Raw genomic sequence first — 22,829 nt, 5'->3', positions numbered from 1 at the left:
CGGGTTTTACGTAAGCGCGCGACTCCGCACACCTAGCTTCCGTTTTCGCTCGTTATCGCGGCTAGACGAACGGCCCCTGACTCAGTCGTGGCGCAGCCAACTAACACATTAACTGATACGCTGCCGCCTTCCAAGTTTCGGTACTACGCCGATAGTCGAATAATCAGTTCTGCCTATCCCAAAGGCTTCTGTATCGTCTTCTTCGCGACGATGAGTCGTGAGCCCCCGAGGGGCAAGTCAATGCCATTGCGAATCAACGCGAGATCGACGCCCAATATCTTCTCGAACAGGGAATTAAGCCAAGGGGAGATGTTGAGTTCTGCCACCGCGTCCACGCGATCAGTGGCGTTGCTCGGAGATCTCTTCAGCAGCCGGGATACAAACATCAGCGGCAGTAAACTCGATACAAAGGAGGTGCTGCGCAAGATATCGAAGCCGGCGGCTTCGACCTTCATATGAAGTGGTCGAGCCTCGTATCGTTGCACATGGCAGGCATAGTCGTCGACAGAACTCCACAGCCACGGGTGTTGCGGCACTGTCAGCAACAGTAGACCATTGGGCTTCAATGCCTGGTGCATTTCCGCCAACACCTTGGTGTCCTCTTCGATGTGTTCGAGCACGTCAAACGCGCCGATAACTTCAAATTCTTCAAAATACGGAATTGCCCTGGCGTCCATTTGCATGAACCCAATCGATGGCTGTCTGGCTGCGGCAAATTTCAGCCCGGCTGGAAAAATTTCGCTTCCATAAAGCCGCGCACCGGGGTAAGCATTCGCGATACCAGACAGGACATACCCCGTGCCGCAACCGATCTCCAACAGGGACTGGAACCCACCGCAGTATTTCCCGAGCGCCCAGACGATCAGGCGATTACGAACACGGAACCAAAAGTTCCTGGCTTCCAGAGGGGCCAGTTCAGCAAAATATGAGGGCTTGAACCCATCGGCCACCTCGCTCGACGCAGGCGCATGAGACGGAAAGCCATCGTGGATTTCAAGCGTCGCCGAACAAGTTGGGCAATTTTCATTTAGCGATGGATAGATCGCACCGCAAGCGAGGCATTTCTTCACGTCAAGCCTCTCGTGTCACTCTTATCTGCGGGAAATACAAAATACTTAAACGTTAAGAACAAAAATCCAGCCACTACGGCGATTGCGGCGGCCTGGACAAACTGATGCGGCAAGCCTAGGCAGCTGGTGAAAAAACTCAGCATGGAAAAATTAATTAGATACCCCATTAAATGTGCAATCGCATATCGGCCTATCGTCGTAGCCAGTGAGCCACGATAGGAAAACGTCCATTTTCGATTTGCCACGAATCCTACACAGGCACCGGTCAGGTATGACATCGTCATTGCTTTTCGTGGTGTGGTGCCAAGGTAAGTGACGAGCAGATAAAGAAGATAGATCGCCAGGTTGCAGCCCACACCTATTACGCAGTATCTTACCAACTGCTGGATCGGTAGGCGCACTACGCGATGAGGCAAGGAAAGACGTTCCACAAAATTCCTTTCGCAAATACTTTCGGTCAGTGAACGAGATAATTTTTCCGCTTTTCATCTTCATCAAAAGTTAGCCGGTCCACGATATATAACGGCCGCTTCTTCGCTTCGTCAAAGGTCTTTCCGAGATAGATGCCCGTGATTCCAAGGATCGAGATAATAATTCCGCCAATAAAATATAAAGAGATGATGAGGCTGCTCCATCCGGCAATTGGCGATCGATATAAAATTGAATGTATCAATGTGTATGTTCCATAACAAAACGAGATGGACGCCATCAAAAAACCCAACCGTACGGCGAGTCGTAGGGGCTTGTCGGAGTAGGCGACAATTGTCTCCGTGGCGAGATTCCACAGCTTTCTGAAGGTGTAGGTCGATTTTCCTTCAAAACGTTCGTCGTGCGACACATTGACAGTCGAGGCTTTAAAACCCATCCACTGCACCAGTCCGCCAAAAAAGCGAAGTTGTTCCCGCATGCCTTGGAAGTTCCGGACCACCTTGCGCGACAGGATGCAGAAATTTCCACTGTCGCCATCGTATTCGATATCTGCCAGATAGCTAAATAATTTATAGAACAACCAAGAGGTCGCCCGCTTCAACCACGAGTCGCTGCGCACTCCACGCCCCGCGCGTACGACATCAAATCCTTCTTGCGCTCGCGCGTACAGACGGGGTATTTCTTCCGGTCGATCCTGCAAATCGCAGTCCATGATGACGACCCAATCGCCCCGGCAGTAGTCGAGACCGGCCGTGATTCCATAGTGCTGCCCGAAGTTGCGACTGAACTGAATGCCTCGTACTCGCGGATCCGCATTCGCCAGTCGCTCGATGACCGCCCAAGAGCCGTCACCGCCGCAGTCTTCAACCAAAATGACCTCGAAATCTGTCGAAACTGGCTCCAGAGCGATTTTTAGCCGTCGATAAAGCTCATCGAGACTGTTTTCGGCCTTATAGACTGGGACAACTACGGAAATGTGTACGTGTGTCATGTGCGTGGCGATTCTTCGTGTGCGGCATTGAATTTGCTAAGGGTTCGACGAAGCCATATAGCACTGAGGACCACGACTGGTAACTGTAAAAGATAAGACATCCAGCTCATCCACAGCCCATAGTGCATGAAATAGAGCTGCTTCGGAAATGTCAGAATACCCCCGTAGTCTGGCGGCAGCCATTGCATGATATTAATCTGCAGCCAGAACTGGCCGAAGACGATGGTCAACACGGCCAGCGCGCATTTGAGCGCCGTTGTTGCTTTCGAGCGTTCGAGAGCAAGCACAAGCACCAAAACGAAGAAAGGCCACGCAACCGTAATAAAGCGTGGTTCGCATGCGATGCCCAATGGTATTGACGCGCCAAGAACGGCGACGACACCGGGCCCCAGTCGTCTTGCCTCAACGCAGCACTCCTTCCAAAAGAGGCAAAGGAGCAATACGAGAGGTCCCCAAAACGCCGACAGCGTAACGAAGGGCAACAAAACTTTGCCACTGGGAGGTAGCAATATAAATTCAATCAAATATTGCACGTTACTAGGGTTGGAAATGAAAGGGTTAGAGATCGCCTTAACAACTACTGACGGCACAACAATTGCAGCAATCGCCATCACGATCAAATGCAGGGGTGCCTTGCGGAGGTTGAGGATGATCGCGGGGAAGAACGCCCGCGATCCGATTAAGAGTGCCAATGCGAACACCAGAGCCGTAAGGGATGGCAAGCCGGTAAGCAATCGTTCCAGTGTGCATGGAACCACACTCGGGACCATCACCGCCGCCAATATCTTAGGAATTTTGCATTCGTGTTCGGTTGACGCGGCATTCTGTATGAGCGCTAGATATCCAAGAATCGATAGTGCTAGCACCGCGCCTCCGCCAAATTTTACTATGCGCGCGAGCACGTTCAATCGCTTCGCGCGCATCCATGCCGGCAATACGACTTCCTGCGGGAATCCTGACTGAAGAAAAATCAGCAGCAACGCGCCGCAAACACTCACCACGGGCCACGCGAAAGCACCAACAACGGTAGTGACAAACACTCCAATAGATCTCCTCTCCAAGTAAGACATCAACAGCATCATAGCGGTGAAAAGCGCAGTGACATCCGTGAGAACAGGATAGAAGAATGCCTGCTTGGAACACTCATAGTTGAGAAAAACACCGCTGAATCCAACCCAGCGCCCCGCAAGACTAAGCGACACCACGTTCGCGATGCGCTTCCACACGCCGCAAGCGACTACAAGAAGCGTCAGGTTGTATATCTCGAAGGCGCGAATAATGTCCAGATTGCTGTAAGCCGCACCGGCCAGACTTAGCATACCGTGCACGATGGCCGACGGCAGGATTCGCTGTGCATAGTAGCTACCGAGTTGTCTTGTGCCTATAATTGCCTCGAGCTTGCGGACCATATCGGCATATTGGCTACCATCCCAGCCTAAACCATCTCCAGCGGTTATCCTTTCTCCCCAGAAAAAGCTGAACAGACCCAACACGAGAACGATGAGCGTCATCAGTCGGTGGCTGCTTTCGATTTCGCTCCAAGACAGTGCTTTTGCTATCGGTTTCATTTTCGTCTGCCCAAAATACCGCTCCTTCTGGCGGAACCAGCCGGGCATGTTACCAGCGCAGGTCGAAGCAATGGGGCGGATGGCCTCAGCACAGACCCGATGATCTTCGGCATAGTGTCGCGCAAGCCGAAGCCGCCTGCTCCGGGGATTTTGCATTTTGGTCGGCGAAGCAACACCCCCATCAGCACTAAAGCAAGCAAAGCACCGATGGTCCTGGCGTTTGGAAAACAGGCATAGCCGACCATTTCGTCAGTGCTTCTTAACGATTACCTACTGCCGTCTCGGTAATTCGAGTCCCCGATTTCGGCGGCAGTTCCATATTTGCAAAGGACGCGGCCACGCGCTTCCCTCTCTTTCGTAATGGTTCTTCGACGAAGCGAAAGCTCATCTCGGCCAAGATGAAGATCAGCACAAGCGCGGTCATAGAAAATCGAAGCGTGAAAGTGGAGGAGACGGGCAATCCATGAGCTAACCTTTCCCAGATCTCACAGGTGATCCAATAAGCAGGCATGTGAATGAGATAGATCGCAAATGAACGCGCACCTATCCACTCGAGCGCGCTGCGCACTGGGGACGGTGCGAGGAAGTACCCACAATCGTAAGAGCAGATCCAGACAATGACGGCGCCGACTATGGCGACCATGCCCGTATAAAACCAAGTGATCTCGTAACGCGCAAACGCAACTGCACAAAATAGCAGTGCGGCCGAAATCAAATAATGCAAACGCGATTTTGCGAAACGAGGCTCGATCAGTTGGTAGACAGTAGATCTCTCAAACAGTGCGATCAGCACTCCGAAGAGCAATGCATCGGTTCTCAGGAACGCCGGCAAAGTGCCCCATTGAGGCCGCCACAGGAAAAACTGTACGATGATCAGGACTCCGATCACCGGCACAAGACGCTTCCGGCTTACCAGCACAAGAAGCGGAAGGATCAGATAAAATTGCTCTTCAAGCGACAGGCTCCAGTAGATATGAAAGTCACCGCAGATTCCGCCGCGCTGTGAGCATTCGAAATCTTGTATGTTTTTTACGTGGAATAATACGGCCGCCACATCGGATAAATTCTTCCCCGTTAAATGGGCGGCATCGACGTGCCTAAAAGCGAGGCCAGCCACGAACGGTAGCAGAATCCACAGCCATGCTGATGGTGCAATGCGATAGAAACGCCCAATCCAAAAGGCAACAACCGGACGCCAGAACTCCTCGCCCTGCCGACTACTAATTCGCGGCAATAAACCGCGCGCGATGACGTAGCCCGAGATGACAAAAAACAGGTCTACGCCAACCCACATCCCTGATCCAAATGTCACCCACCGATCAGGGTCCCATATAAAGAGGAAGTGCAGGTGATGTACGACTACCAAAATGACCGCAATGGCGCGAAGGGCTTGTAGCTCGGGGTTGGTTGGAACATGCGAACGCATTTTATTTTAAAAAATGGGCGGCTCAAGGGCCGACCAGTATAGCGCAGCAACGAAACAATCCTTGCCACGACGAAGTCTGCGTTGCCAAGGTCATGCCCCGTACACCTGGAAGTTCTCCTCCCACACGCGCCGGATTTCCCCGCACAGCATTGCGTCACGCTGCGCCCGCGCCGACAGGCGTGCTGGATCGACGCGTCGGGCCACATGCTGGTAATACGTCGACGGTGCGATCGGCAGCACCCTGCAGATCGGCTCGACCCCGTAGACCTGCCGGTGATCATCAATGAACGGGATCATCACTTCGGTCGGCGGTTGAGCTCCGCCTGTGCGAAATACGCCGATGCCTTGCGCAGGATCTCATTGACCTAGCGCGGCTCACAGTTCTCCCGTTCCAGCTCTTTCAGGCGTTGCTGATCCACGCTGCTGTTGTCGACCCGCAGGCCTCGATTGCGTTCGTCCTGACGCACCCAGTCGCGCAGCGTCTCGCCTGAGCAGCCCATCTTGGCAGCAATCGACGCAATCACTTTCCATTGCGATTCATGTTCGCCGCGGTGCTCGTGGACCATCCAGACTGCCCGTTCACGAACTTCGGGCGAATACCTCGGTGATTTCTTCTTGACGTTTTCCATGACTCCATTCCAGGGTTTGGAGTCTCCGGAAAACCTGGAGCGGTTCAAAATCTAGCATTGACAATGACTTGCAGTGGCTCACTCCGCTTGAGCGGGTGGCACAAGTTTCGGCTCGTGGAGGTGATCGACAATACCCCTCTCGGGCTTATAACCCGCTACGTACTCGAACAGGATGCCGCGAATCCTCTCCAGATTGTTATCTGAACAGGCTGCAGCCAACGTCTCGACGAGTTCCTCCATGTGTACCCGAGCCAGATGACTTTCATGCGCCTTCATAATGCGAGGATGGGAAGTGCCTGTCACGTCTCCCCCAATCAACAACTCTTCATATAGCTTTTCGCCGGGGCGCAGGCCGCTAAACCCGATCTCGATGTCGCCGTGCGGGTTGTTAGAATCCTTTACTGAATAGCCGCTCAGATTGATCATGCGGCGAGCCAAATCGAGAATCTTGACGGGTTCACCCATATCGAGCACAAACACCTCGCCATTTCCGCCCAACGCTCCCGCCTGGATAACCAACTGGGACGCTTCGGGAATGGTCATGAAGTAGCGGATGATCTCGGGATGCGTGACCGTAACCGGGCCACCCCGCGCAATCTGCTGGCGAAAAAGCGGGACCACGGAGCCCGACGATCCCAGTACGTTGCCAAACCGGACAATGCTGAATCGAGTCGCAACGGCTGGATCGCTGGCAAACGCTTGTAAAACGAGTTCGGCCATGCGCTTGCTGGCACCCATGACGTTGGTGGGTCGAACCGCCTTATCGGTGGAAATCAGGACGAACGTCTCGACACCGGCCGCGATAGCAGCAAGCGCGGCCGCACGCGTGCCGAAGGTATTGTTCTGAATCCCCTCAATCATATTGCATTCGACCAGCGGCACATGCTTATATGCCGCGGCATGATAGACCGTCTGAATCGCATAGCGGCTCATGACACCGTCAAGCCGACCCATGTTCTGCACAGAGCCCAACACGGGAAGGATGTCGATCTCGAACTTTTGATTCTGCGCGACGAGTCTCAACTCGTGCTCGATCTTGTAGAGCGCAAACTCCGACTGCTCGTACAGGACCAGAATCGATGGTTTGTTCGCTAAGATTTGCCTGCAAAGTTCACTCCCGATGGATCCCCCTGCCCCGGTTACCATGACGGCCCGCCCGCGGATGTTCGCCGAGAGCAGCCTTTCGTCCGGCGGGACCGCGTCGCGTCCCAGCAATTCGTCAATCTCAACTTCCCGTACGTCGCTCATCTTGACCTCGCCGCCCAGCAGGTCGGCGAATCCCGGTACCACCTGAACCCGCACGTGCATCGGTACCAGTTGATTGATGATCTCAATACGACGATTGCGCGGGGCAGAAGGTATGGCAAGCAGAATCTCGTGAATGTCAAGCTTCCGTATGAGCGATTCCAATTGATCGCTAGAGTACACAGTGAGGCCATCAATCGAGAGACCTCGCTGGCCAGCGTCGTCGTCCACGAAAGCCACGGGCATATATTCGCGGCTTATCCGCAAGGCGATCGCTAACTGCCGCCCCGCGCTACCTGCGCCGTAGATCGCCACCCGGCGGCCCGCGCTAGACTCCAGTTGACGCAGCACGATACGAGCTAGGAAGCGACTCACGCCGATGTTGAATACCGCTAGTACCCAGTAGATGGCCAACGCGCCGCGTGGAATATTGGGCAACCCCAGAAAGTCATAAGCGCCCGCAAACAACAACACTGAGATCGTGACTGCCAGCAGGATAGTCAGCGCGGCCTTATCCCCGAGGAAGCGAATAACCGCTCGGTAGAGACCCATCCGAACAAAAATGGGAATCGCGATGATCGATGGCAGGAAAAAGATCCACCAATTGTAGGCGTTGCCCGCTTGCCAGCTGTTCAGACGCAGTCCGATTGCCGCCCAAAGCGAAAACGGCAGCAACAGACAATCTGCTGCAATGATCAGCGACCTCTTGGTGGCCCGAGACCAACTGGAGACTTTTTTTACCATCTTGCCTTCCTAATGCGATACGCCTTCGCGTCCGACGACTTTTACGAACGTAAGGACGAGAATCTTGATGTCGAAAACAAAGGACTGCTTTTGAGCGTACTCTTCGTCGTATTTAACCTTCACCGGAATCGGCAACTCGTCGCGCCCGTTAACTTGCGCCCAACCCGTCAAACCGGGACGCAATATATGAACACCTTTCTCCGTTCTCAGACTTATCAAGTCGTCCTGATTGAACAACGCCGGACGCGGACCCACGAAGCTCATGTCGCCTCGCAGAATCGACCACAGTTGCGGCAGCTCGTCCAGACTGCTTTTGCGCAGGAATCCGCCAATCGGCGTGAGGTGCGCGCTCGGATCCAAGAGTAGGTGTGTTGCCACCGCGGGGGTGCCTATCCGCATCGAGCGGAACTTCGGCATTCTGAAGATATTGTTGTTGCGTCCAACGCGCTCAGACCAGTACAAAATCGGCCCGTCAGAAGTCCCCTTGACCAGCAAGGCGACAACCAACGCCGGCACCACCAGAATGACCAGCGCAACCAGCCCAAGCGCGAGATCGAATAGGCGCTTCATTGCTCAGTATCCCGTGTCGAAACAAAATGAGCCACCGTCTGCTCGATACCTTGCTCGAGAGATACGCGGGGTTGCCAGTCGAGTAGCTGCTTCGCGAGACGAATGTCAACCTGCAATGACCCAGTCAGCCTCTCGATAACGGCTGTTTTGCCGGTGACCGCGCCAATCGCACGCAGCATGAAAAGTGGCACCGGGATTAAATGTGCTCGCCGCTTCATGGCCTTGGCCAGTTTTCGACCAAGCGCCGCCGTGCCAACATCCTCGCCGTCGGATATCAGGAACACGTGCCCAGCGGCATTTGCATGAGTCAGCGCTGCAATCAGAAAATCCACCAGATTATCGAGTCCAACCATACTTCGCAAATTGCGCACCGATCCGATTGGCAAAGGGATGCCTTGATGGATTGCCCGCATCAGATTCTGGAAGTTTGCCCTGACACCCGGCCCATATACGAGTGGCGGCCTTACAACGACGACTTCCATCCCCGTTTCTCGAGCGACTTCCCACAGAGCAAGCTCGGCCTCATGCTTGGATACGCCGTAAGGGTCTTGCGGCGCGGGCGTGTCTAACTCTGAAAATGGCGTGGAAGTGGTCGACTCTCCATTCACCTTCACCGAACTGACGAAGACAAAACGCTTTACCCCAGTTTCAGCCGCCTGTCGCGCCAGGTTGATCGTGCCGTCGACATTCGCCCGCCGGAATGCGATTGACGGATCGGCCTCAGTCTCATTCATGACGTGAACCCGCGACGCCAGATGCACGACATCGGTCACATTGCGCAGGGCATGGCTCCAATCGTTATCCAGCGCGAGGTCGCTTACTGCGACAAGGTCGTCGCGGCCGTTCCGGGCGGTACCAACGAAAGCAATGCCGCGGGCAGCCAACTCCTGGCACAGGCGGCTACCGACAAAACCGTTTGCTCCGGTTACAAGTACATTCATGTCAGATTCTGGTCGAGGACATGGCGGCACCACTTCCTACCCCTTCCCTTTTATAAAATTCGAGCAAACATTGAACCACTCGCTCTTTGGAAAACCTTGTCACCGCGCGCTGATATGCAGCTTGCCCTAATGCGACTCTCAACGGCGCGTCTTGAACCATTCTTTCCATCAGCGCTTCCATCGAACAGACGTCCTTGACCTGATGTAGCAGACCGGTCTTACGGTCCTCCACGGCATCAGTTATTCCGTAGATACGGGAGGCAATGGTCGGCAAACCCGCCGCAGCTGCCTCGATAATGACCGTACCAAAACCTTCGCGATAACTCGGCAGGCAAAATACATCGGCGGCGGACATATATTCTTGTGGCCGGGTCGTAAAACCGATCCGATAGATTCGACCTCCCGTGAGACGTCGGCCCTGTTCCAGTTCTTGCTCGAAATCCGCCTCGGACGGTCCAACGATAACAAGATGCACTCGATCGAACCGCGAGGCAACCGCGTTGAACGCCTGCAACAGTTCACTGATACCTTTTTCCACCGTCAATCTGCCGACAAACAGAAAAACAATATCGTCCTCGCCGATACCCAATTCGGCCCGCACGTTGCGCCGTGTGTCGTCGTTGCGGCTGAACCTGTGGACATCCACGCCGCAGATCGAACCGTCCGCAAGGACTTCTATACGTTGCCTCGATACGATGCCCTGCTCGACTAGAAAATCCAGTTGCGAGGTGCTATCCGCAAGGAGTCGACTGGCGCAAAGCGACAGAAGTCTATCCATGGCCTTCAGCACGTGGCGAATTGCGCCGGTTCGCGTGACCCAGACTTGTCCGGTAAAAGAGTGGAATCGATGCTTCGTACCAGCCAATCTTGCCGCCAGCATGCCAAGCAGTCCGGATTTCGGCATTAAGGTATGCACTGCCGCAAAGTTGCCTGCACGAAGGAATCGATGTAGCCACAGCACGCACTGGAAATCTTTCCAGAACGAGATATTACGCTGAATGGGACACGCTACAAAGGACACATGCTCGCCAAGCAAAGCCTCAACTTCGGACGGTACGCCATCGCAGACAAGGACCACATCGTAGAACGCTGATAATGCTTCGATGTGCGGCCCCATGAAAACCCTGAGCGGGGTCGCTATCGTAGATACGATACAGAGCCGTTGACGTGCCATAAACTTGCTTCCTTGGGGGGGCGTGAGGGAACCGGGATTCGCTTGCGGCATCGGTTATATGCCGAGCATCCGGCGTGCGCGAGACGCGACTGAGATCGACGGTCGCACACCCAATTCCTGCCGGATTTGCTGCGACGAATACGTGGTGCGTCCGACCAGCGCGTTAATCCGTTCCTGGGTAAGCGGGAAACCCGGCGCGACCCCGCCCAGCGCGGAAATTGCCCTTGCTGCCATTTCAGGGACACGCAGCCGGGGCGCAGGCACACCGAGTTCCTGGGCTGCACCGGAAACCAACTCCAGCAACGTGCAATCGTTCGAAAGGTTGAAAACCCGATTGCGTGCCGCCGGCTGGCTACCGCAAGCGATCAATCCTGCAACGACGTCGTCTACATGGACATAGTTGGCAACCGCGTCACTCGCGCCAACGTAGAAGAACAGCCTCTTACGGATCATCGACAGCAATCCTCGTAGAGAGGCATTCGTCATGGATTCGCCGAACACGTTGGTCGGCCGCACGATGGTATAGGTGATCGCGCTGCGACTGCCACCGGCCATCACCAGTTCGTCAGAACGGGTTTTGGTGACTTCATAGGGACCAACCGGACAAAGCGGGTAGTCCTCAGTGACGACGCGTATCTGATTCGGGCGCTCGGGCGGCGGCCCGTAAGCACCAACGCTGCTCAGATTGACCCAGTGCAACGGCTTGCCACGGCGCGCAGCAATGATCTCCGCGGCTTCGAGCAGCCGCCGTGTTCCGCCGACGTGAAGCGCTTCCATGGCGTCCGGGCTGTAGAGCTCTCCTGCGCAATGGAACAGCGTGTCGCACTCGGCGAGCAGTGGCAGCAAATCGTCCTCATCGCGACACAGATCACCGCGGACGACGTTGACCCTGCCGGCGAGCTCAGACGGCACATCGCGCCGTGTCAGTAAGGTGACGTTGTAGCCCGTACTCAGAAGTTGCTCTACCAGGCGGCGGCCAATAAAGCCGCTCGCACCAGTTACCGATACGCGCATAAGAATTTCCTAAGTGGTCGTGCCGCGTGGGCTCATGGGGTACTAGAACACAAAGAAATAGGCGAACGCAGCCACAGCGAGTAGAACGGCCACGATCGACGCGACCGGCCTGATACTCAGAGGCGTTAGCCCAACCGCCAGCATTGGCATTAACTGCCAACTAAGCAGCGCAATACGATCGCTGAACGGGATATAACCGATCAGGAAAAACAATCCGTTGAGGATCAAATAGATCTTGAACAGAAACTTGCAGTCGCGGTCGACCGCAAACTTCAAGCGTGTGGTGACAGCGAATGCACAGATCGGCAACGCACTGAATAGCAGGAATCGGAACTTAAAGCTTGTATCGTAATCGGCCGTAAGCGTGCCCGTTAGATACGAGAAATAGTAAGGAAACTGCTGTCTGAAACTGTCCGGCGCTGCTAAAGCAGCCAGTTCCACAAGATGTTGCGGGATCGACAACATTGCACAGACGACACAAATTGCCCAAAACGTAAGCAGCGAGCGAAAATTCACGCGCCAACGCAACAAGAGAAACAACGGGGCATAAATGGCCGTGCTGAAATGGAATAGTGAGCCGAGCGCCAACAGGATAAAGGGGCGGCACTTCCGTTCCGTCAGTTCGGCGTCGATGGCGTATACGACAAAAACCAGCGCCAACCCCTGACGAACCGCGTTGATGCTGAGCGAATAAAAGAAAGGAAATGCGAGCCACAGCAGCGACAGGTAAAAACGATCCCGGAAGAGGGAGCTGCGCTTACCCAGCCGACAGGTCAGCCCGAAGAACTCAATCGCGAAGATCAGAAAGAAATAAAAGTAACTCGTGTCGACAAATCGGGAGATCAGCCACGTGAAGCCGAAAAAGCCCGGCTCGACCCGGTCAAATCCTACCGGGACGCCAAGGTTGTGAGCCAGATAATAATAGTAGAGTTCGTAGGCTGGCTTGTCCGAGTCCACGCCGACGGTCGCCGATGCATAGACGATGGCGAGCAGCAGGCCCACGACGACATACAACGCCGTCCAGCGGACGGTATCGAGTGATAGCGGCATAACGGCCGGCTGTGTCTGTCGATGACTCATAGCGCGAAAGTGCAATGCCGACTAGCGGATGCGCTGCTGGGGTCCGACGGCGCGCCGGACGCGGATCGTATCACGCACGCGAGCGAGATCAAAAGCATAAGCGTGTCTCAAGAGGAACCAGATCATACGCGGTGAGATGGTCCTGATCGTGCGGTGGTACGTCAGGATGTTCAAAAAGGCATGAGCATAGATATCCCGCCGCAACGCCCGAAGCTCTGCAAAATGGTCCATCAAGTGGCCAATCAGAATCTTGTAGGAACGCTGACGACCGCGGCGAGATGCCAGATAGGCTTGATTGGATTCGTTGCAACGGTATTCGACCAGCACACGGTTAATAAAACAAGCGCGCGTCCCGGGCTGGCTCAGGTACTCCATGGTGAAGTACCACTCCATGAAGTCACCCTGATATTCTCGCGTGGTTCGCGCGCTCGCACGGTACATGTACGAACTGTGAACCGCAATGGTGCCCCAGCGCGCCTGCTCAGTGCATGTAAAGAAGATCAGCTCACGGCCGTCGGGTAACTCGCCGGTCTCGGTCACGTAGCTGCGGCTATCGTTGAAATAGCGTGCCCGGTGGATGACGAGCATGCATTCTGGATGTGCGTCCAGCACATCGACCTGGCACTGCAGCTTGCCCGGCAGCATCGCGTCATCGCCGTCGATGTGTGCAATATATTCACCACATGCCGCATTGTGCGCGCGGAAATAGTTGCGAGCCGGCCCGACGTTCTCCGTGTTCGGCAAAACCCGGATGAGTTCCGGATACCGCCGCGCGTAGTCTTCGACCACATCGCGCGTCCCGTCCGGAGAGTAGTCATCGGAGATGACGATCTCGTACGGAAAATTCACTTCTTGCGTCAGGATGCTTTCAATACAATCCGCAATATATCCACGTTGATTGTAGCAAGAGACGACAACCGAAAGTTTAAGCATAGTCAATTAACGGTCTTTAACCGCACCTTGGCGTAAAGCACTAAGCCGGCAAAACACACCAAGAAGTAAGAAAAATTTGACAACGCGTACGCAATAAAAACGCCTCGCCCACCCGACACATGTGAAGTGAAAGTGAATAGCACCAGGTAAAGCACCGATTGCACTATTTCACACACTACGTAAATCTTAGTGGCCGCTTTTGCAACTGCGAGAAAGCCGACCACGTAAGCGCCGATCCGAAAGAAATCTCCGGTCAATTGGTAACGCAGCAGGTCGGGGGCAATGAAAAAATCCTTCGACAGCAGAATGGAAAATACCAGTCCCCGCAGAAAATAGATTGTCACCGCTACCACGCCGAATACCAGCAGGATCCCTCCCAACGTTTTTAATACATACTTAACAATCTTCCGGCCGTCCGTCAGTGCGGATAGTGTCGGCATGTAGTATACAGAGAGAAAACTCGTAAACAGGCTAAGCGACGCATAAGAAAGACGTTGCACTCCCTGCCACGTTCCTGCGCCCTCCCAGCCTGCAATCCTTGCCAGTTCCGTCCGGATGTACATCTCAACCAAAGGCATGGTTGCCACTGAAAATAACTGCATCAGACTGAACTGTCCAAGCTGCCCCGTCTCGTTGAAATGCGTGATAAATCGCGGCCGTACCTTGACAAGCTTACGCAACTCAAAAACGGCAGGCACCAGCATGCCCGCCTGCACCAGCACCAGCGCAATCACCGCACCGGACAGATGGTAGGTATTGACCAGGAAATAGCACGGGATGATTCCAATCAACGAACCGATAGTCAAGATGCGCGAAAAAGCCTGCGTTTGCCGCAGACCGTTGACCACTCCCGTCACATAGTTGATGTACGCGAAGGTGAACTGTGCTAGGCCAACGAAGATGATAAGACCTTGATACTGGCTGTCGCCAAACAACAGAACGGATGCAGTGTGGGCACCAGCAATAAAAACGACCGCCAGCACACAAGACGCCAGCAACGAATATGTCCACGCCGCAGAGAGGAATCTGTCGAGTTGCGCTTTCGAATTCTCGTACTGTGCCACGTACTTCGCGATGCCAACGTTGATGCCTCCACCGGCAAAGACGAAGAGAATCGAAAGCAGGTTCATGAAATGACCGAGCTTGCCGACCCCTTCTACGCCCAACTGAATGACCACAATCTTTAGCACTGCAAGACCACATGCCATCCGGGTCAGTTGTGCTATAGCACTTGCCAGCGAGGCTCTTATCCAGCCCGCCAACATTATCCCCGGACCCCGAAGAATTCCTCGAGCCCCGCGCTAACGCGATCAACCTGCTGATCCGACAACTCATAGTACAGCGGCAGCCGAAGCAGACATTCCGTGTAGCGATCGCTGTTGGGTAATGCCCGGCCGTCGTGCTTGTCCGCATAAAAGGCGCTGGAGTGCAGCGACAGATAGTGAAAAACGGACATGATGTTCCGTTCCTTCAGATACTGGACAAGGCGGGTACGCTCGTCGACCGACCTGCACACGATGTAGAACATGTGCGCATTGTTGGTCGCCCAACTAGGAATACGCGGCAACTCGAAACAGCCTCGCTCCGCAAGGGCTTTCGCATTGTTCGTATATCGCTCATGGATCGCGAGACGTCGTGCCTGGATCGCGTCCAATTGTTCGAGCTGGGCGTAGAGATACGCGGCAACAATCTCCGACGGCAGAAAGGAAGAACCGATATCCACCCAGCCGTACTTGTTGACTTCGCCGCGAAAGAACGCAGACCGGTTGGTACCCTTTTCGCGGATAATCTCTGCGCGCTTCAGATACTGCTCCTCGTTGACGGTCAGCAAGCCGCCCTCGCCCGAAATAATGTTCTTCGTCTCGTGGAACGAGAATGCGCCGAGTGCACCAATCGCACCGAGCGGACGCCCCTTGTAAAAAGAATCGATCGCCTGCGCCGCGTCCTCGATGACCGCTATGCCGTTACGGTTCGCAATCTCAAGGATACGATCCATGTCACAGGCTACGCCTGCGTAATGCACGACTACGATTGCCTTCGTGCGCGGTGTAACCAGCCGCTCGATCTGTTCTGGATCAATGTTCGGGTCCGTTGCACAGCTATCCGCGAACAGGAGCCGTGCTCCGCGCAGCACAAACGCATTGGCCGTCGAAACGAATGTGTAGGATGGCAAAATGACCTCATCGCCCGCCTCGATATTCAGCAGCAGGGCCGCCATCTCCAGCGCATCAGTGCACGACGTTGTCAGCAACGCCTTCTTGATCCCGTAGCGGTTTTCAAAGTACTGATGGCTACGCTTCGAGAAAATACCGTCGCCCGAGATCTTTCCCGACGCCACGGCCTCGGCGATATACACAAGCTCCCGGCCATGAAGGTAGGGTTTATTGAACGGAATCAACTCTTCGCGTTTCGAAACATCAGACATTTTCAAGCCCTAAATTAAACAAACCACTTATGCAGGGTATAGCTGCTTTTTGAGGGAAGGAAACCAGCCTTGCACAGTCCACGCTGAGCAGGCACATTGGTGATCTGCGTCGAATACCCCATAGTCGTCAGACCACGCGACGCCCCCCACTGCTCCGAAGCTTGCAACAGCGAGCTAAAGAGGCCCTCACGCCGTGCGGACGGCGATACACCTAGCAAACAGCAATCAAAGACCTGCGGCGCCGTGATCTTGAGTGCCGAGAAGCCGATTACCTCGTCGCCTCGCTCCAGGATTAGCACCGTATCAGCAACATCGGGATTGACACAGGAGGCCTCCGCCCACGACGAATAGACCTGATCCGCCTTGTCCGTCGGCAGCCGACAATCAGCCTGATAATGCCCGTCGTAGCGTTTGAAAATCTGCACGGCCAAACCGGCCACACGCGGCGCATCGACCGCTGTGGCAACGCGTAGCTGCACCGAAACGGGCAAAACCACAGTTGGTCGGGACGCGAGTGTCTTTTTAAAGTACAGCAACGTATCGGTGATAAACGCCCCGCGCTTTTCAGCCTCTTGCACCACTGCAATATCTGCAGCACCGACCCGCAGAATCAGAAACTCGACATGCTGTTCCTCACAGCCGCCGAAGACCTGATCGAGCTCGTCAGTATCCCTCGCGGTCGCTTTTGCGGTAACTACCCCAAATCGCGCTCGATCGATCTCTGAAAGAATTAAGCTCATAGACAAATTGCTCGTTCACACACACCCGGACGCGATCGCACGGAAACCGTCGACGACATCGCCGACTCGGGTGCCGTCACGACCGGCCTCCCAGCTGGACTGCCCTCGAGGCACGGCTGGAGCTCATCAGGGCCCAGCTCAATGCGAAACCGATGCCCACAAACATACCGGCGAAAAGCATTACCCCCCTCTTGGGGAATACTGGAGAGTCGCTTACGCTGCCAGCCACCAATGGACGCGTATTAAAGGAGCGCTCTGGATCCAGTTGCTCTAACAGTTCTGCTTTGCGCTGCTGAATGGTACCTATTTCTCGTGCGTTGTCGTTGATAAGTTCAGTCAGCAAGATGTCCACTGGGGAAGACTGTGCACCACCTTTCGCTTGCAATTGTCTATCAGCCGCGCCCGTAAGCGTTGTAGCTCGTGTCTCGGCTTGAGCCAGACGCTGATTTGCCTCATTGAGGTCAGCGTTCAGCCTCGTGATCGACGGATCCATCATTTGCTTGTGGATCTGAGCGATCTGGGCTACTAGCGCATTCAGTTGACGCTGCGTTTCTTCGGGCGAAAAACCGTTCACGTCGATTTCGACCAGGTCGGTACCGATGATCTTGGCGCGAGTAGATCTCTTGAAGAGCTTAACGCGTGGGTCGGCGGCCGGATCCGTGCCAAGGCCCAAATTTTTGAGCACGTCCTGCTGAAAAGATATCTGCTGAATTCGCGTGACCAAGTTTGCAGGCGTTTCGACAAGCGCTCCGGCAGTACCGTTGTAAAGTTGTCCGAGTCGAACTACTACCGTTGATTGCCATTCTCTCGGCAGTAGATAGCTGGCACCATACCCGATTGCCGCGCCCAGTATCGCGCCGCCCACAAGCTTCAATGCGTCGCGCTTTACCAAATCAACAAGATTCTGGAGCGTGTTAGGCTGTGATTCTGAAATCTCTCGGGATGATCGTCTCTCTACTTCATGCATGATTTTTTGAAAGAGTATAGTTAAAAGTCAACGGCACAACGTGCCGATCAAGGCCTCGGGCGAAATATCGTTTGACTGCCCTTTGCGCAGGTTTGTTAGAACTCCTGCAAACAAAGCTCCAGTGCATCGCGCCAATTCGGAGCTCGCACGCCAAATGCGTCAGCAAGTTTGTCGTTCGACAGCACGGAGTTCGCCGGTCGCCTCGCAGCGGCGGCGTACGATGCCGCTGCGATTCGCCGGATTAGCGGCTTTCGCTGCAAATCCGCAAGCTCGAAGATCGTCTCTGCAAATTCATGCCATGAAGTCTGCCCGGAGGCAGTCAAATGGTAAACACCCGAATGGACACGCCACCAGTCCTCGCAATCCCCTTGAGTTCCACGCGTCGCCTGGGCAAGCACGTAAGACGTCAGCGTGGCGACCGTCTTTGCCCATGTCGGAGCGCCGTATTGGTCCGCTACCACACTGAGTTCCTCGCGCTCGCCCGCAAGACGAAGCATGGTCAATAAGAAATTCTTGCCACGTTTTCCGTAGAGCCAACTGGTCCGAAAGATCAAATGGGCACATCCTGACTCCGCGACCGCGCGCTCGCCAGCCAGCTTGCTCTCCCCGTAAATACTCTGCGGGTTGGCCTGATCGTCCTCGACATAGGGCCCGTTTTTCGCACCGTCGAAAACATAGTCGGTCGAATAATGCACCAACGCTGCGCCTAGCCTTTTCGCTTCCGCAGCGAACACACCGGGCGCATCGGCATTGAGCTTGTGCGCCGTCGCGCCGTCACTCTCAGCGTTGTCGACAGCGGTGTACGCCGCGGGATTGACGATCAGTGCGGGCTCCAACTCGCGAACTATGCGGCGTATCTGATCCGGGGCGCAAAGATCGAGTGCGCGACGATCAGGCGCGACGACTCTGCCGATGCCCTGAAGACTGCGGGCCAGCTCGAACCCCACTTGCCCATTCACGCCGGTCAGCAGGATGACAGGTTGGTCGCTTACGGCCATTACCCTCTCACTCGAAGCATTCAGCCTCCGAAAGACGCTTCGCCGCACGATCCTTCCCGGCCAACACTGGCACGAAATTTATGGGCCATTCGATCCCAATTTCGGAATCGTTCCAGGCGATGCAGCGCTCGTGTTCGGGGAACCAGTAATCGGTGGTCTTGTACAGGACCTGGGCAGACTCTGATAACACGACAAAGCCGTGCGCAAATCCCGAGGGCACCCACAGCTGCTGACGATTGTCAGCAGACAACGTGGTGCCGAACCACTTACCGAAGCTCAGCGAATTCCTGCGGACGTCGACGACGACATCAAATATCTCGCCTTCCGCCACGCGAACGAGCTTGCTCTGCGCATGCTGGATCTGGTAGTGCAAGCCGCGCAATACGCCTTTTACCGAGCGCGAATGGTTATCCTGCACGAACACAGCTTCGACATCGACCTGCCGCGCAAAATCGCGCGCATTGAAGCTCTCGAAGAAGAATCCTCGTTCATCGCCAAATACCTGCGGTTTGATAATTTTGACCTCGGGAAATGACGTTTCGGCTATTTGGAGGCTCATGCAAATCGCTCTGTTAGTAGATATTGCAAATATTTGCCATAGCCGCTCTTCGCAAGCGGTTGAGCGAGCCGTGATAACTGCTCCGCATTTATCCAATGCTGGCGATACGCAATCTCTTCCGGACACGCGATCACCAATCCTTGCCGCCTCTGCAGCGTGGCAATGAACGTCGCAGCCTCGATCAACGAATCATGCGTGCCAGTGTCGAGCCACGCATAACCACGACCCATAATCTCCACTTTGAGCGTTCCGGCCGCGAGATACCGTAAGTTGATATCGGTGATCTCCAATTCGCCGCGCGACGAAGGCTTAATGTCAGCTGCGATATCGCTGACCTGATCGTCGTAGAAATACAAGCCGGTTACCGCATAATCCGAGCGCGGCTTGACTGGCTTTTCTTCGATGGAAACGGCATGAAACTCGTGGTCAAATTCAACAACGCCGTATCGCTCTGGATCGTGCACACGGTACGCAAAAACGCTCGCGCCACTCTGTCGCGCATTGGCACGTGATAATTGTTCGACAAGACTGTGGCCATGAAAAATATTGTCGCCGAGCACTAGTGCACAGGGGCTCGCACCAAGAAACTCGCGACCAATCAAGAACGCTTGCGCAATCCCATCTGGTGACGGCTGCTCCGCGTAGTTCAGGTTCAAGCCCCACTGGGACCCATCGCCGAGCATCGCTTGAAAGCGAGGGAGGTCAGTAGGCGTAGAAATAATCAATATATCCCGTATCCCGGCGAGCATGAGCGTCGAAAGCGGGTAATAGATCATCGGCTTGTCGTATACGGGCAGCAACTGCTTCGATACGACGTGGGTGATCGGATACAGACGCGTACCGGATCCGCCAGCGAGAATAATGCCTTTGCGCGCCATACCCATCATATCCTTATGCGCGTTTCGCGTAGTTGGTTTCAACCCACTCGCGGTAGTTGCCCGAAGCCACTTCGGCAACCCACTCCTGATTGTCGAGATACCATCGGGCCGTCTTTGCCATCCCAGTCTCAAACGTCTGCGTCGGCTTCCACCCCAGTTCGCGCTCCAGCTTACGGGCATCGATCGCATAGCGGCGATCGTGGCCCGGCCGGTCGGTCACGTATGTGATTTGATCCCGATACGAGCCGGCCTTCTTCGGCCGCAGTTCGTCGAGCAAGTCACACAAGGCATGGACCACTTCAAGGTTCTTCTTTTCATTCCAACCGCCGACGTTGTATGTCTCACCCGGCAGCCCGCGCGCGAGGACTTCGCGGATCGCGCTGCAGTGGTCGCCGACATACAGCCAATCGCGCACATTCTGACCATCTCCGTAGACTGGTAGGGGCTTGTCGCCGAGCGCATTGGCGATGATCAATGGAATCAGTTTCTCGGGGAACTGGTACGGGCCATAATTATTCGAGCAGTTCGTCGTAAGAACCGGTAAGCCGTACGTGTGATGGTACGCGCGCACAAAATGATCGGAAGCGGCCTTGGTCGCGGAGTACGGGCTGTTCGGCGCATAGGGAGTCGTTTCCGAAAACTGCGGATCCGCTGCGGAGAGCGAACCGAAAACCTCGTCCGTCGACACATGCAGGAAACGGAACGCCCCCTTGTCGGCATCATTCAGCGTATTCCAGAACGAACGCGCCGCCTCCAGCAGCGCAAACGTGCCAAACACATTCGTCTGAACAAAATCCGCAGGACCATGAATCGAACGGTCGACATGGCTTTCGGCTGCGAAGTGCAACACGGCGCGCGGCTTGTATTGCGCGAATAGCGCATCAAGCGCCGCCTGGTCACAGATATCGGCCCGCACAAAGACATGCCGCAGATTGCCTTGGAGCGACTTCAGCGTACGCAGATTCCCCGCATACGTCAACTTGTCCACATTCAGGACGGGCTCATCCGAGGCGCTTAGCCAGTCGAGCACAAAATTAGCACCGATAAAGCCGGCACCGCCCGTTACCAGGATCATGGAATTCCTCAGTAGATGTTCTTGGTGGATTCGACCCGACTTATGATCTTGGTCAACCCGTTTTGTGTTCGCGATTCGCGCAATCGCCGTAGGCAGCGCGCCATACTAGAAACGCGGAGCGTACTGTCGCGTAAAGCACAGATTATAAAGCGGCGACGCGCAAAAACCAGAGGCCTAACAACTCGAAACAGCTTGACAAGGTTCGTTTTCGAACGTGCTGAAAAGAGGTAGAACTAGCTGGAGTTCAAAGAACTCGCCGCAATTGCCTACTGCAAGACGAACAGGGAAGCTCAGGGAGCCGATATGCAGCAATGCAGACTACATGTTCAACATCCATCGCAGCGTCTCACGGAATTCGATAGGGGCGATTCCCGGCAGCAACGTCCGCAGCTTCGACGGCGATCCGGCCAACATCCTGACATCGCTTGAGCGGACCAAAGCGGGATTGACGCGAATCTCCAACTCGTGCCCGGTCAGATCACCAGCCATTGCCAGAATCTGCCGGAGTGTATAGGGCTCGCCGGTGCAAACGTTCACCGTTTCACCCGCCGCTGCGGAATCGAGCAAAGCCTCGTAAACCTGTACGACGTAACGCACGTCTGAAAAGTCCCGGGCCACATCGATATTACCTAGGGAAATCGTCGACTCGCGGTGGATGAAATGCTCTACGATCTTCGGCACTAGAAAATTCGACGTTTGACCCCGACCGGTGTAATTGAACGGCCGGACGATCAGAATCGGTAGCCGATCGAACCAGGTCCGAACCATCGATTCCATCGCGGCTTTGCTGGAAGCATAGTGATTGACGGGCGCCAACGGAAATGTCTCGTCGATCGCATCGCTGGTGACGTTCCCGTACACGCTCGCACTGCTGGCAATGAGAACTTTGCGCGGTGTATGACCAATATCTGCGCAGGCCTGCAGCAGATTTAACGTACCGAGCACGTTGACGCGGTAGAAATCGAGCGCATCGTCATGACCCACAAAACTGATTGCCGCCAGATGGACAATATAGTCCGGCCGCACGTCCCCGATAACGCGTCGGCAGTCCTCGAGTGAGGTGATATCCAGCCTGCGCCGCGACGGCGTTTCAGCGCTGCGCTGCCCAGCTAGCGCTTCGGTGACTGCATGGCCGCTGGCGACGAGATTGCTAACCAGCCAGGAGCCGGTGAACCCGCTTGCCCCGGTGACGAGCGTCCGTGTCAGACGCTCAGCATGAGAAGTCCGTTGCGTTTCACCTTTCACCGACATCCTTCGCTCCTCGATATGCAACGTACATACCCCCCCCCGCATAACTCACTTCAGGCACTGGACCGAGGCTCGCCTGGCGCGCCAACGTCCATCGCAATACCGTCGCTTCAAATCGGTTATTA

Annotated in this window: 21 protein-coding genes, 1 pseudogene and 1 other annotated feature; all 22 genes and pseudogenes read right to left on the bottom strand. The window is 55.0% G+C overall.

The annotated features are described in order from the left end of the window. Window positions 1-173: 173 nt before the first annotated feature. Window positions 174-1,070 carry a class I SAM-dependent methyltransferase gene (locus FQ755_RS28280; protein ID WP_222105794.1) on the bottom strand — a complete coding sequence of 299 codons (897 nt, stop codon included), beginning with the start codon at window positions 1,068-1,070 and terminating at the stop codon, window positions 174-176. Continuing rightward, the gene (locus FQ755_RS28275) at window positions 1,067-1,501 is read right to left on the bottom strand and encodes a GtrA family protein (RefSeq protein WP_222105793.1); all 435 of its coding nucleotides are present in this window, start codon (window positions 1,499-1,501) and stop codon (window positions 1,067-1,069) included. The genes FQ755_RS28280 and FQ755_RS28275 overlap by 4 nt, the downstream gene beginning before the upstream one ends. A 26-nt stretch (window positions 1,502-1,527) precedes the next feature. Then, complete coding sequence (locus FQ755_RS28270; RefSeq protein ID WP_144158599.1) at window positions 1,528-2,490, bottom strand: glycosyltransferase family 2 protein; 963 nt, start codon at window positions 2,488-2,490, stop codon at window positions 1,528-1,530. Then, window positions 2,487-4,106, bottom strand: coding sequence for a hypothetical protein (locus tag FQ755_RS28265; RefSeq protein ID WP_144158596.1), 1,620 nt, complete (start codon window positions 4,104-4,106; stop codon window positions 2,487-2,489). The genes FQ755_RS28270 and FQ755_RS28265 overlap by 4 nt, the downstream gene beginning before the upstream one ends. Before the next feature lie 211 nt (window positions 4,107-4,317). After that, the gene (locus FQ755_RS28260; RefSeq protein WP_144158593.1) at window positions 4,318-5,484 is read right to left on the bottom strand and encodes an acyltransferase family protein; all 1,167 of its coding nucleotides are present in this window, start codon (window positions 5,482-5,484) and stop codon (window positions 4,318-4,320) included. Window positions 5,485-5,580: 96 nt separating this feature from the next. Beyond that, window positions 5,581-6,113 (bottom strand): annotated as a pseudogene (locus FQ755_RS38370) (transposase); the annotation flags it as partial. Beyond that, window positions 5,707-5,823, bottom strand: a sequence feature (AL1L pseudoknot). It overlaps the preceding pseudogene by 117 nt. Before the next feature lie 78 nt (window positions 6,114-6,191). Continuing rightward, the gene (locus tag FQ755_RS28245) at window positions 6,192-8,102 is read right to left on the bottom strand and encodes a polysaccharide biosynthesis protein (protein ID WP_144158584.1); all 1,911 of its coding nucleotides are present in this window, start codon (window positions 8,100-8,102) and stop codon (window positions 6,192-6,194) included. A 9-nt stretch (window positions 8,103-8,111) separates the two neighbouring features. Then, window positions 8,112-8,672: a sugar transferase gene (locus FQ755_RS28240; RefSeq protein ID WP_144158581.1), complete on the bottom strand. Its 561-nt coding sequence runs from the start codon at window positions 8,670-8,672 to the stop codon at window positions 8,112-8,114. After that, on the bottom strand, window positions 8,669-9,613 hold the full coding sequence (locus FQ755_RS28235) for a UDP-glucose 4-epimerase family protein (protein ID WP_144158578.1): 945 nt from the start codon (window positions 9,611-9,613) through the stop codon (window positions 8,669-8,671). The genes FQ755_RS28240 and FQ755_RS28235 overlap by 4 nt, the downstream gene beginning before the upstream one ends. Before the next feature lies 1 nt (window position 9,614). Next, complete coding sequence (locus FQ755_RS28230) at window positions 9,615-10,787, bottom strand: glycosyltransferase family 4 protein (RefSeq protein WP_186308686.1); 1,173 nt, start codon at window positions 10,785-10,787, stop codon at window positions 9,615-9,617. A gap of 54 nt (window positions 10,788-10,841) precedes the next feature. After that, window positions 10,842-11,801, bottom strand: a complete 960-nt coding sequence (locus FQ755_RS28225; RefSeq protein WP_144158572.1) for an NAD-dependent epimerase/dehydratase family protein — start codon at window positions 11,799-11,801, stop codon at window positions 10,842-10,844. Between the two features lie 42 nt (window positions 11,802-11,843). Further along, on the bottom strand, window positions 11,844-12,851 hold the full coding sequence (locus FQ755_RS28220) for an EpsG family protein (RefSeq protein WP_186308685.1): 1,008 nt from the start codon (window positions 12,849-12,851) through the stop codon (window positions 11,844-11,846). A gap of 51 nt (window positions 12,852-12,902) precedes the next feature. Beyond that, the gene (locus tag FQ755_RS28215; RefSeq protein ID WP_144158568.1) at window positions 12,903-13,814 is read right to left on the bottom strand and encodes a glycosyltransferase family 2 protein; all 912 of its coding nucleotides are present in this window, start codon (window positions 13,812-13,814) and stop codon (window positions 12,903-12,905) included. Between the two features lie 2 nt (window positions 13,815-13,816). Continuing rightward, window positions 13,817-15,079, bottom strand: coding sequence for an O-antigen translocase (locus FQ755_RS28210; RefSeq protein WP_144158565.1), 1,263 nt, complete (start codon window positions 15,077-15,079; stop codon window positions 13,817-13,819). Then, window positions 15,079-16,212: a dTDP-4-amino-4,6-dideoxygalactose transaminase gene (gene rffA / locus FQ755_RS28205; protein ID WP_144158562.1), complete on the bottom strand. Its 1,134-nt coding sequence runs from the start codon at window positions 16,210-16,212 to the stop codon at window positions 15,079-15,081. Before rffA ends, FQ755_RS28210 begins: the two co-directional genes overlap by 1 nt. 41 nt (window positions 16,213-16,253) lie before the next feature. Beyond that, a complete protein-coding gene (locus tag FQ755_RS28200) occupies window positions 16,254-16,979 on the bottom strand; it encodes a GNAT family N-acetyltransferase (protein ID WP_144158559.1) in 726 nt (241 codons plus the stop codon). A 76-nt stretch (window positions 16,980-17,055) separates the two neighbouring features. Further along, window positions 17,056-17,946, bottom strand: coding sequence for a hypothetical protein (locus tag FQ755_RS28195; RefSeq protein ID WP_144158557.1), 891 nt, complete (start codon window positions 17,944-17,946; stop codon window positions 17,056-17,058). 95 nt (window positions 17,947-18,041) lie between these two features. Further along, on the bottom strand, window positions 18,042-18,944 hold the full coding sequence (rfbD, locus tag FQ755_RS28190; RefSeq protein WP_144158554.1) for a dTDP-4-dehydrorhamnose reductase: 903 nt from the start codon (window positions 18,942-18,944) through the stop codon (window positions 18,042-18,044). Window positions 18,945-18,951: 7 nt separating this feature from the next. After that, window positions 18,952-19,503 carry a dTDP-4-dehydrorhamnose 3,5-epimerase gene (rfbC, locus tag FQ755_RS28185; RefSeq protein WP_144158551.1) on the bottom strand — a complete coding sequence of 184 codons (552 nt, stop codon included), beginning with the start codon at window positions 19,501-19,503 and terminating at the stop codon, window positions 18,952-18,954. Next, the gene (gene rfbA / locus FQ755_RS28180; protein ID WP_144158548.1) at window positions 19,500-20,381 is read right to left on the bottom strand and encodes a glucose-1-phosphate thymidylyltransferase RfbA; all 882 of its coding nucleotides are present in this window, start codon (window positions 20,379-20,381) and stop codon (window positions 19,500-19,502) included. The genes rfbC and rfbA overlap by 4 nt, the downstream gene beginning before the upstream one ends. A gap of 13 nt (window positions 20,382-20,394) precedes the next feature. Next, window positions 20,395-21,456 carry a dTDP-glucose 4,6-dehydratase gene (gene rfbB, locus FQ755_RS28175; protein ID WP_144158545.1) on the bottom strand — a complete coding sequence of 354 codons (1,062 nt, stop codon included), beginning with the start codon at window positions 21,454-21,456 and terminating at the stop codon, window positions 20,395-20,397. 318 nt (window positions 21,457-21,774) lie between these two features. Further along, window positions 21,775-22,707 carry an NAD-dependent epimerase/dehydratase family protein gene (locus FQ755_RS28170; protein WP_144158542.1) on the bottom strand — a complete coding sequence of 311 codons (933 nt, stop codon included), beginning with the start codon at window positions 22,705-22,707 and terminating at the stop codon, window positions 21,775-21,777. Between the last annotated feature and the right edge of the window lie 122 nt (window positions 22,708-22,829).

This window comes from Paraburkholderia sp. BCC1885 (assembly GCF_900996235.1).
In the GTDB taxonomy this organism is placed as follows: Bacteria; Pseudomonadota; Gammaproteobacteria; order Burkholderiales; family Burkholderiaceae; genus Paraburkholderia.
Note: the sequence above shows the minus strand (reverse complement) of the source record. Positions and strands in the feature narration are given on the sequence as shown.

Excerpts from the sequence above, each read along its gene's own strand:
- FQ755_RS28270 (WP_144158599.1), bottom strand. The coding sequence starts at position 2,490 with ATGACACACGTACACATTTCCGTAGTTGTCCCAGTCTATAAGGCCGAA.
- FQ755_RS28265 (WP_144158596.1), bottom strand. The coding sequence starts at position 4,106 with ATGCCCGGCTGGTTCCGCCAGAAGGAGCGGTATTTTGGGCAGACGAAA.
- FQ755_RS28260 (WP_144158593.1), bottom strand. The coding sequence starts at position 5,484 with ATGCGTTCGCATGTTCCAACCAACCCCGAGCTACAAGCCCTTCGCGCC.
- FQ755_RS28245 (WP_144158584.1), bottom strand. The coding sequence starts at position 8,102 with ATGGTAAAAAAAGTCTCCAGTTGGTCTCGGGCCACCAAGAGGTCGCTG.
- FQ755_RS28240 (WP_144158581.1), bottom strand. The coding sequence starts at position 8,672 with ATGAAGCGCCTATTCGATCTCGCGCTTGGGCTGGTTGCGCTGGTCATT.
- FQ755_RS28235 (WP_144158578.1), bottom strand. The coding sequence starts at position 9,613 with ATGAATGTACTTGTAACCGGAGCAAACGGTTTTGTCGGTAGCCGCCTG.
- FQ755_RS28230 (WP_186308686.1), bottom strand. The coding sequence starts at position 10,787 with ATGGCACGTCAACGGCTCTGTATCGTATCTACGATAGCGACCCCGCTC.
- FQ755_RS28225 (WP_144158572.1), bottom strand. The coding sequence starts at position 11,801 with ATGCGCGTATCGGTAACTGGTGCGAGCGGCTTTATTGGCCGCCGCCTG.
- FQ755_RS28220 (WP_186308685.1), bottom strand. The coding sequence starts at position 12,851 with ATGCCGCTATCACTCGATACCGTCCGCTGGACGGCGTTGTATGTCGTC.
- FQ755_RS28215 (WP_144158568.1), bottom strand. The coding sequence starts at position 13,814 with ATGCTTAAACTTTCGGTTGTCGTCTCTTGCTACAATCAACGTGGATAT.
- FQ755_RS28210 (WP_144158565.1), bottom strand. The coding sequence starts at position 15,079 with ATGTTGGCGGGCTGGATAAGAGCCTCGCTGGCAAGTGCTATAGCACAA.
- FQ755_RS28200 (WP_144158559.1), bottom strand. The coding sequence starts at position 16,979 with ATGAGCTTAATTCTTTCAGAGATCGATCGAGCGCGATTTGGGGTAGTT.
- FQ755_RS28195 (WP_144158557.1), bottom strand. The coding sequence starts at position 17,946 with ATGCATGAAGTAGAGAGACGATCATCCCGAGAGATTTCAGAATCACAG.
- rfbD (WP_144158554.1), bottom strand. The coding sequence starts at position 18,944 with ATGGCCGTAAGCGACCAACCTGTCATCCTGCTGACCGGCGTGAATGGG.
- rfbC (WP_144158551.1), bottom strand. The coding sequence starts at position 19,503 with ATGAGCCTCCAAATAGCCGAAACGTCATTTCCCGAGGTCAAAATTATC.
- rfbA (WP_144158548.1), bottom strand. The coding sequence starts at position 20,381 with ATGGCGCGCAAAGGCATTATTCTCGCTGGCGGATCCGGTACGCGTCTG.
- rfbB (WP_144158545.1), bottom strand. The coding sequence starts at position 21,456 with ATGATCCTGGTAACGGGCGGTGCCGGCTTTATCGGTGCTAATTTTGTG.
- FQ755_RS28170 (WP_144158542.1), bottom strand. The coding sequence starts at position 22,707 with ATGTCGGTGAAAGGTGAAACGCAACGGACTTCTCATGCTGAGCGTCTG.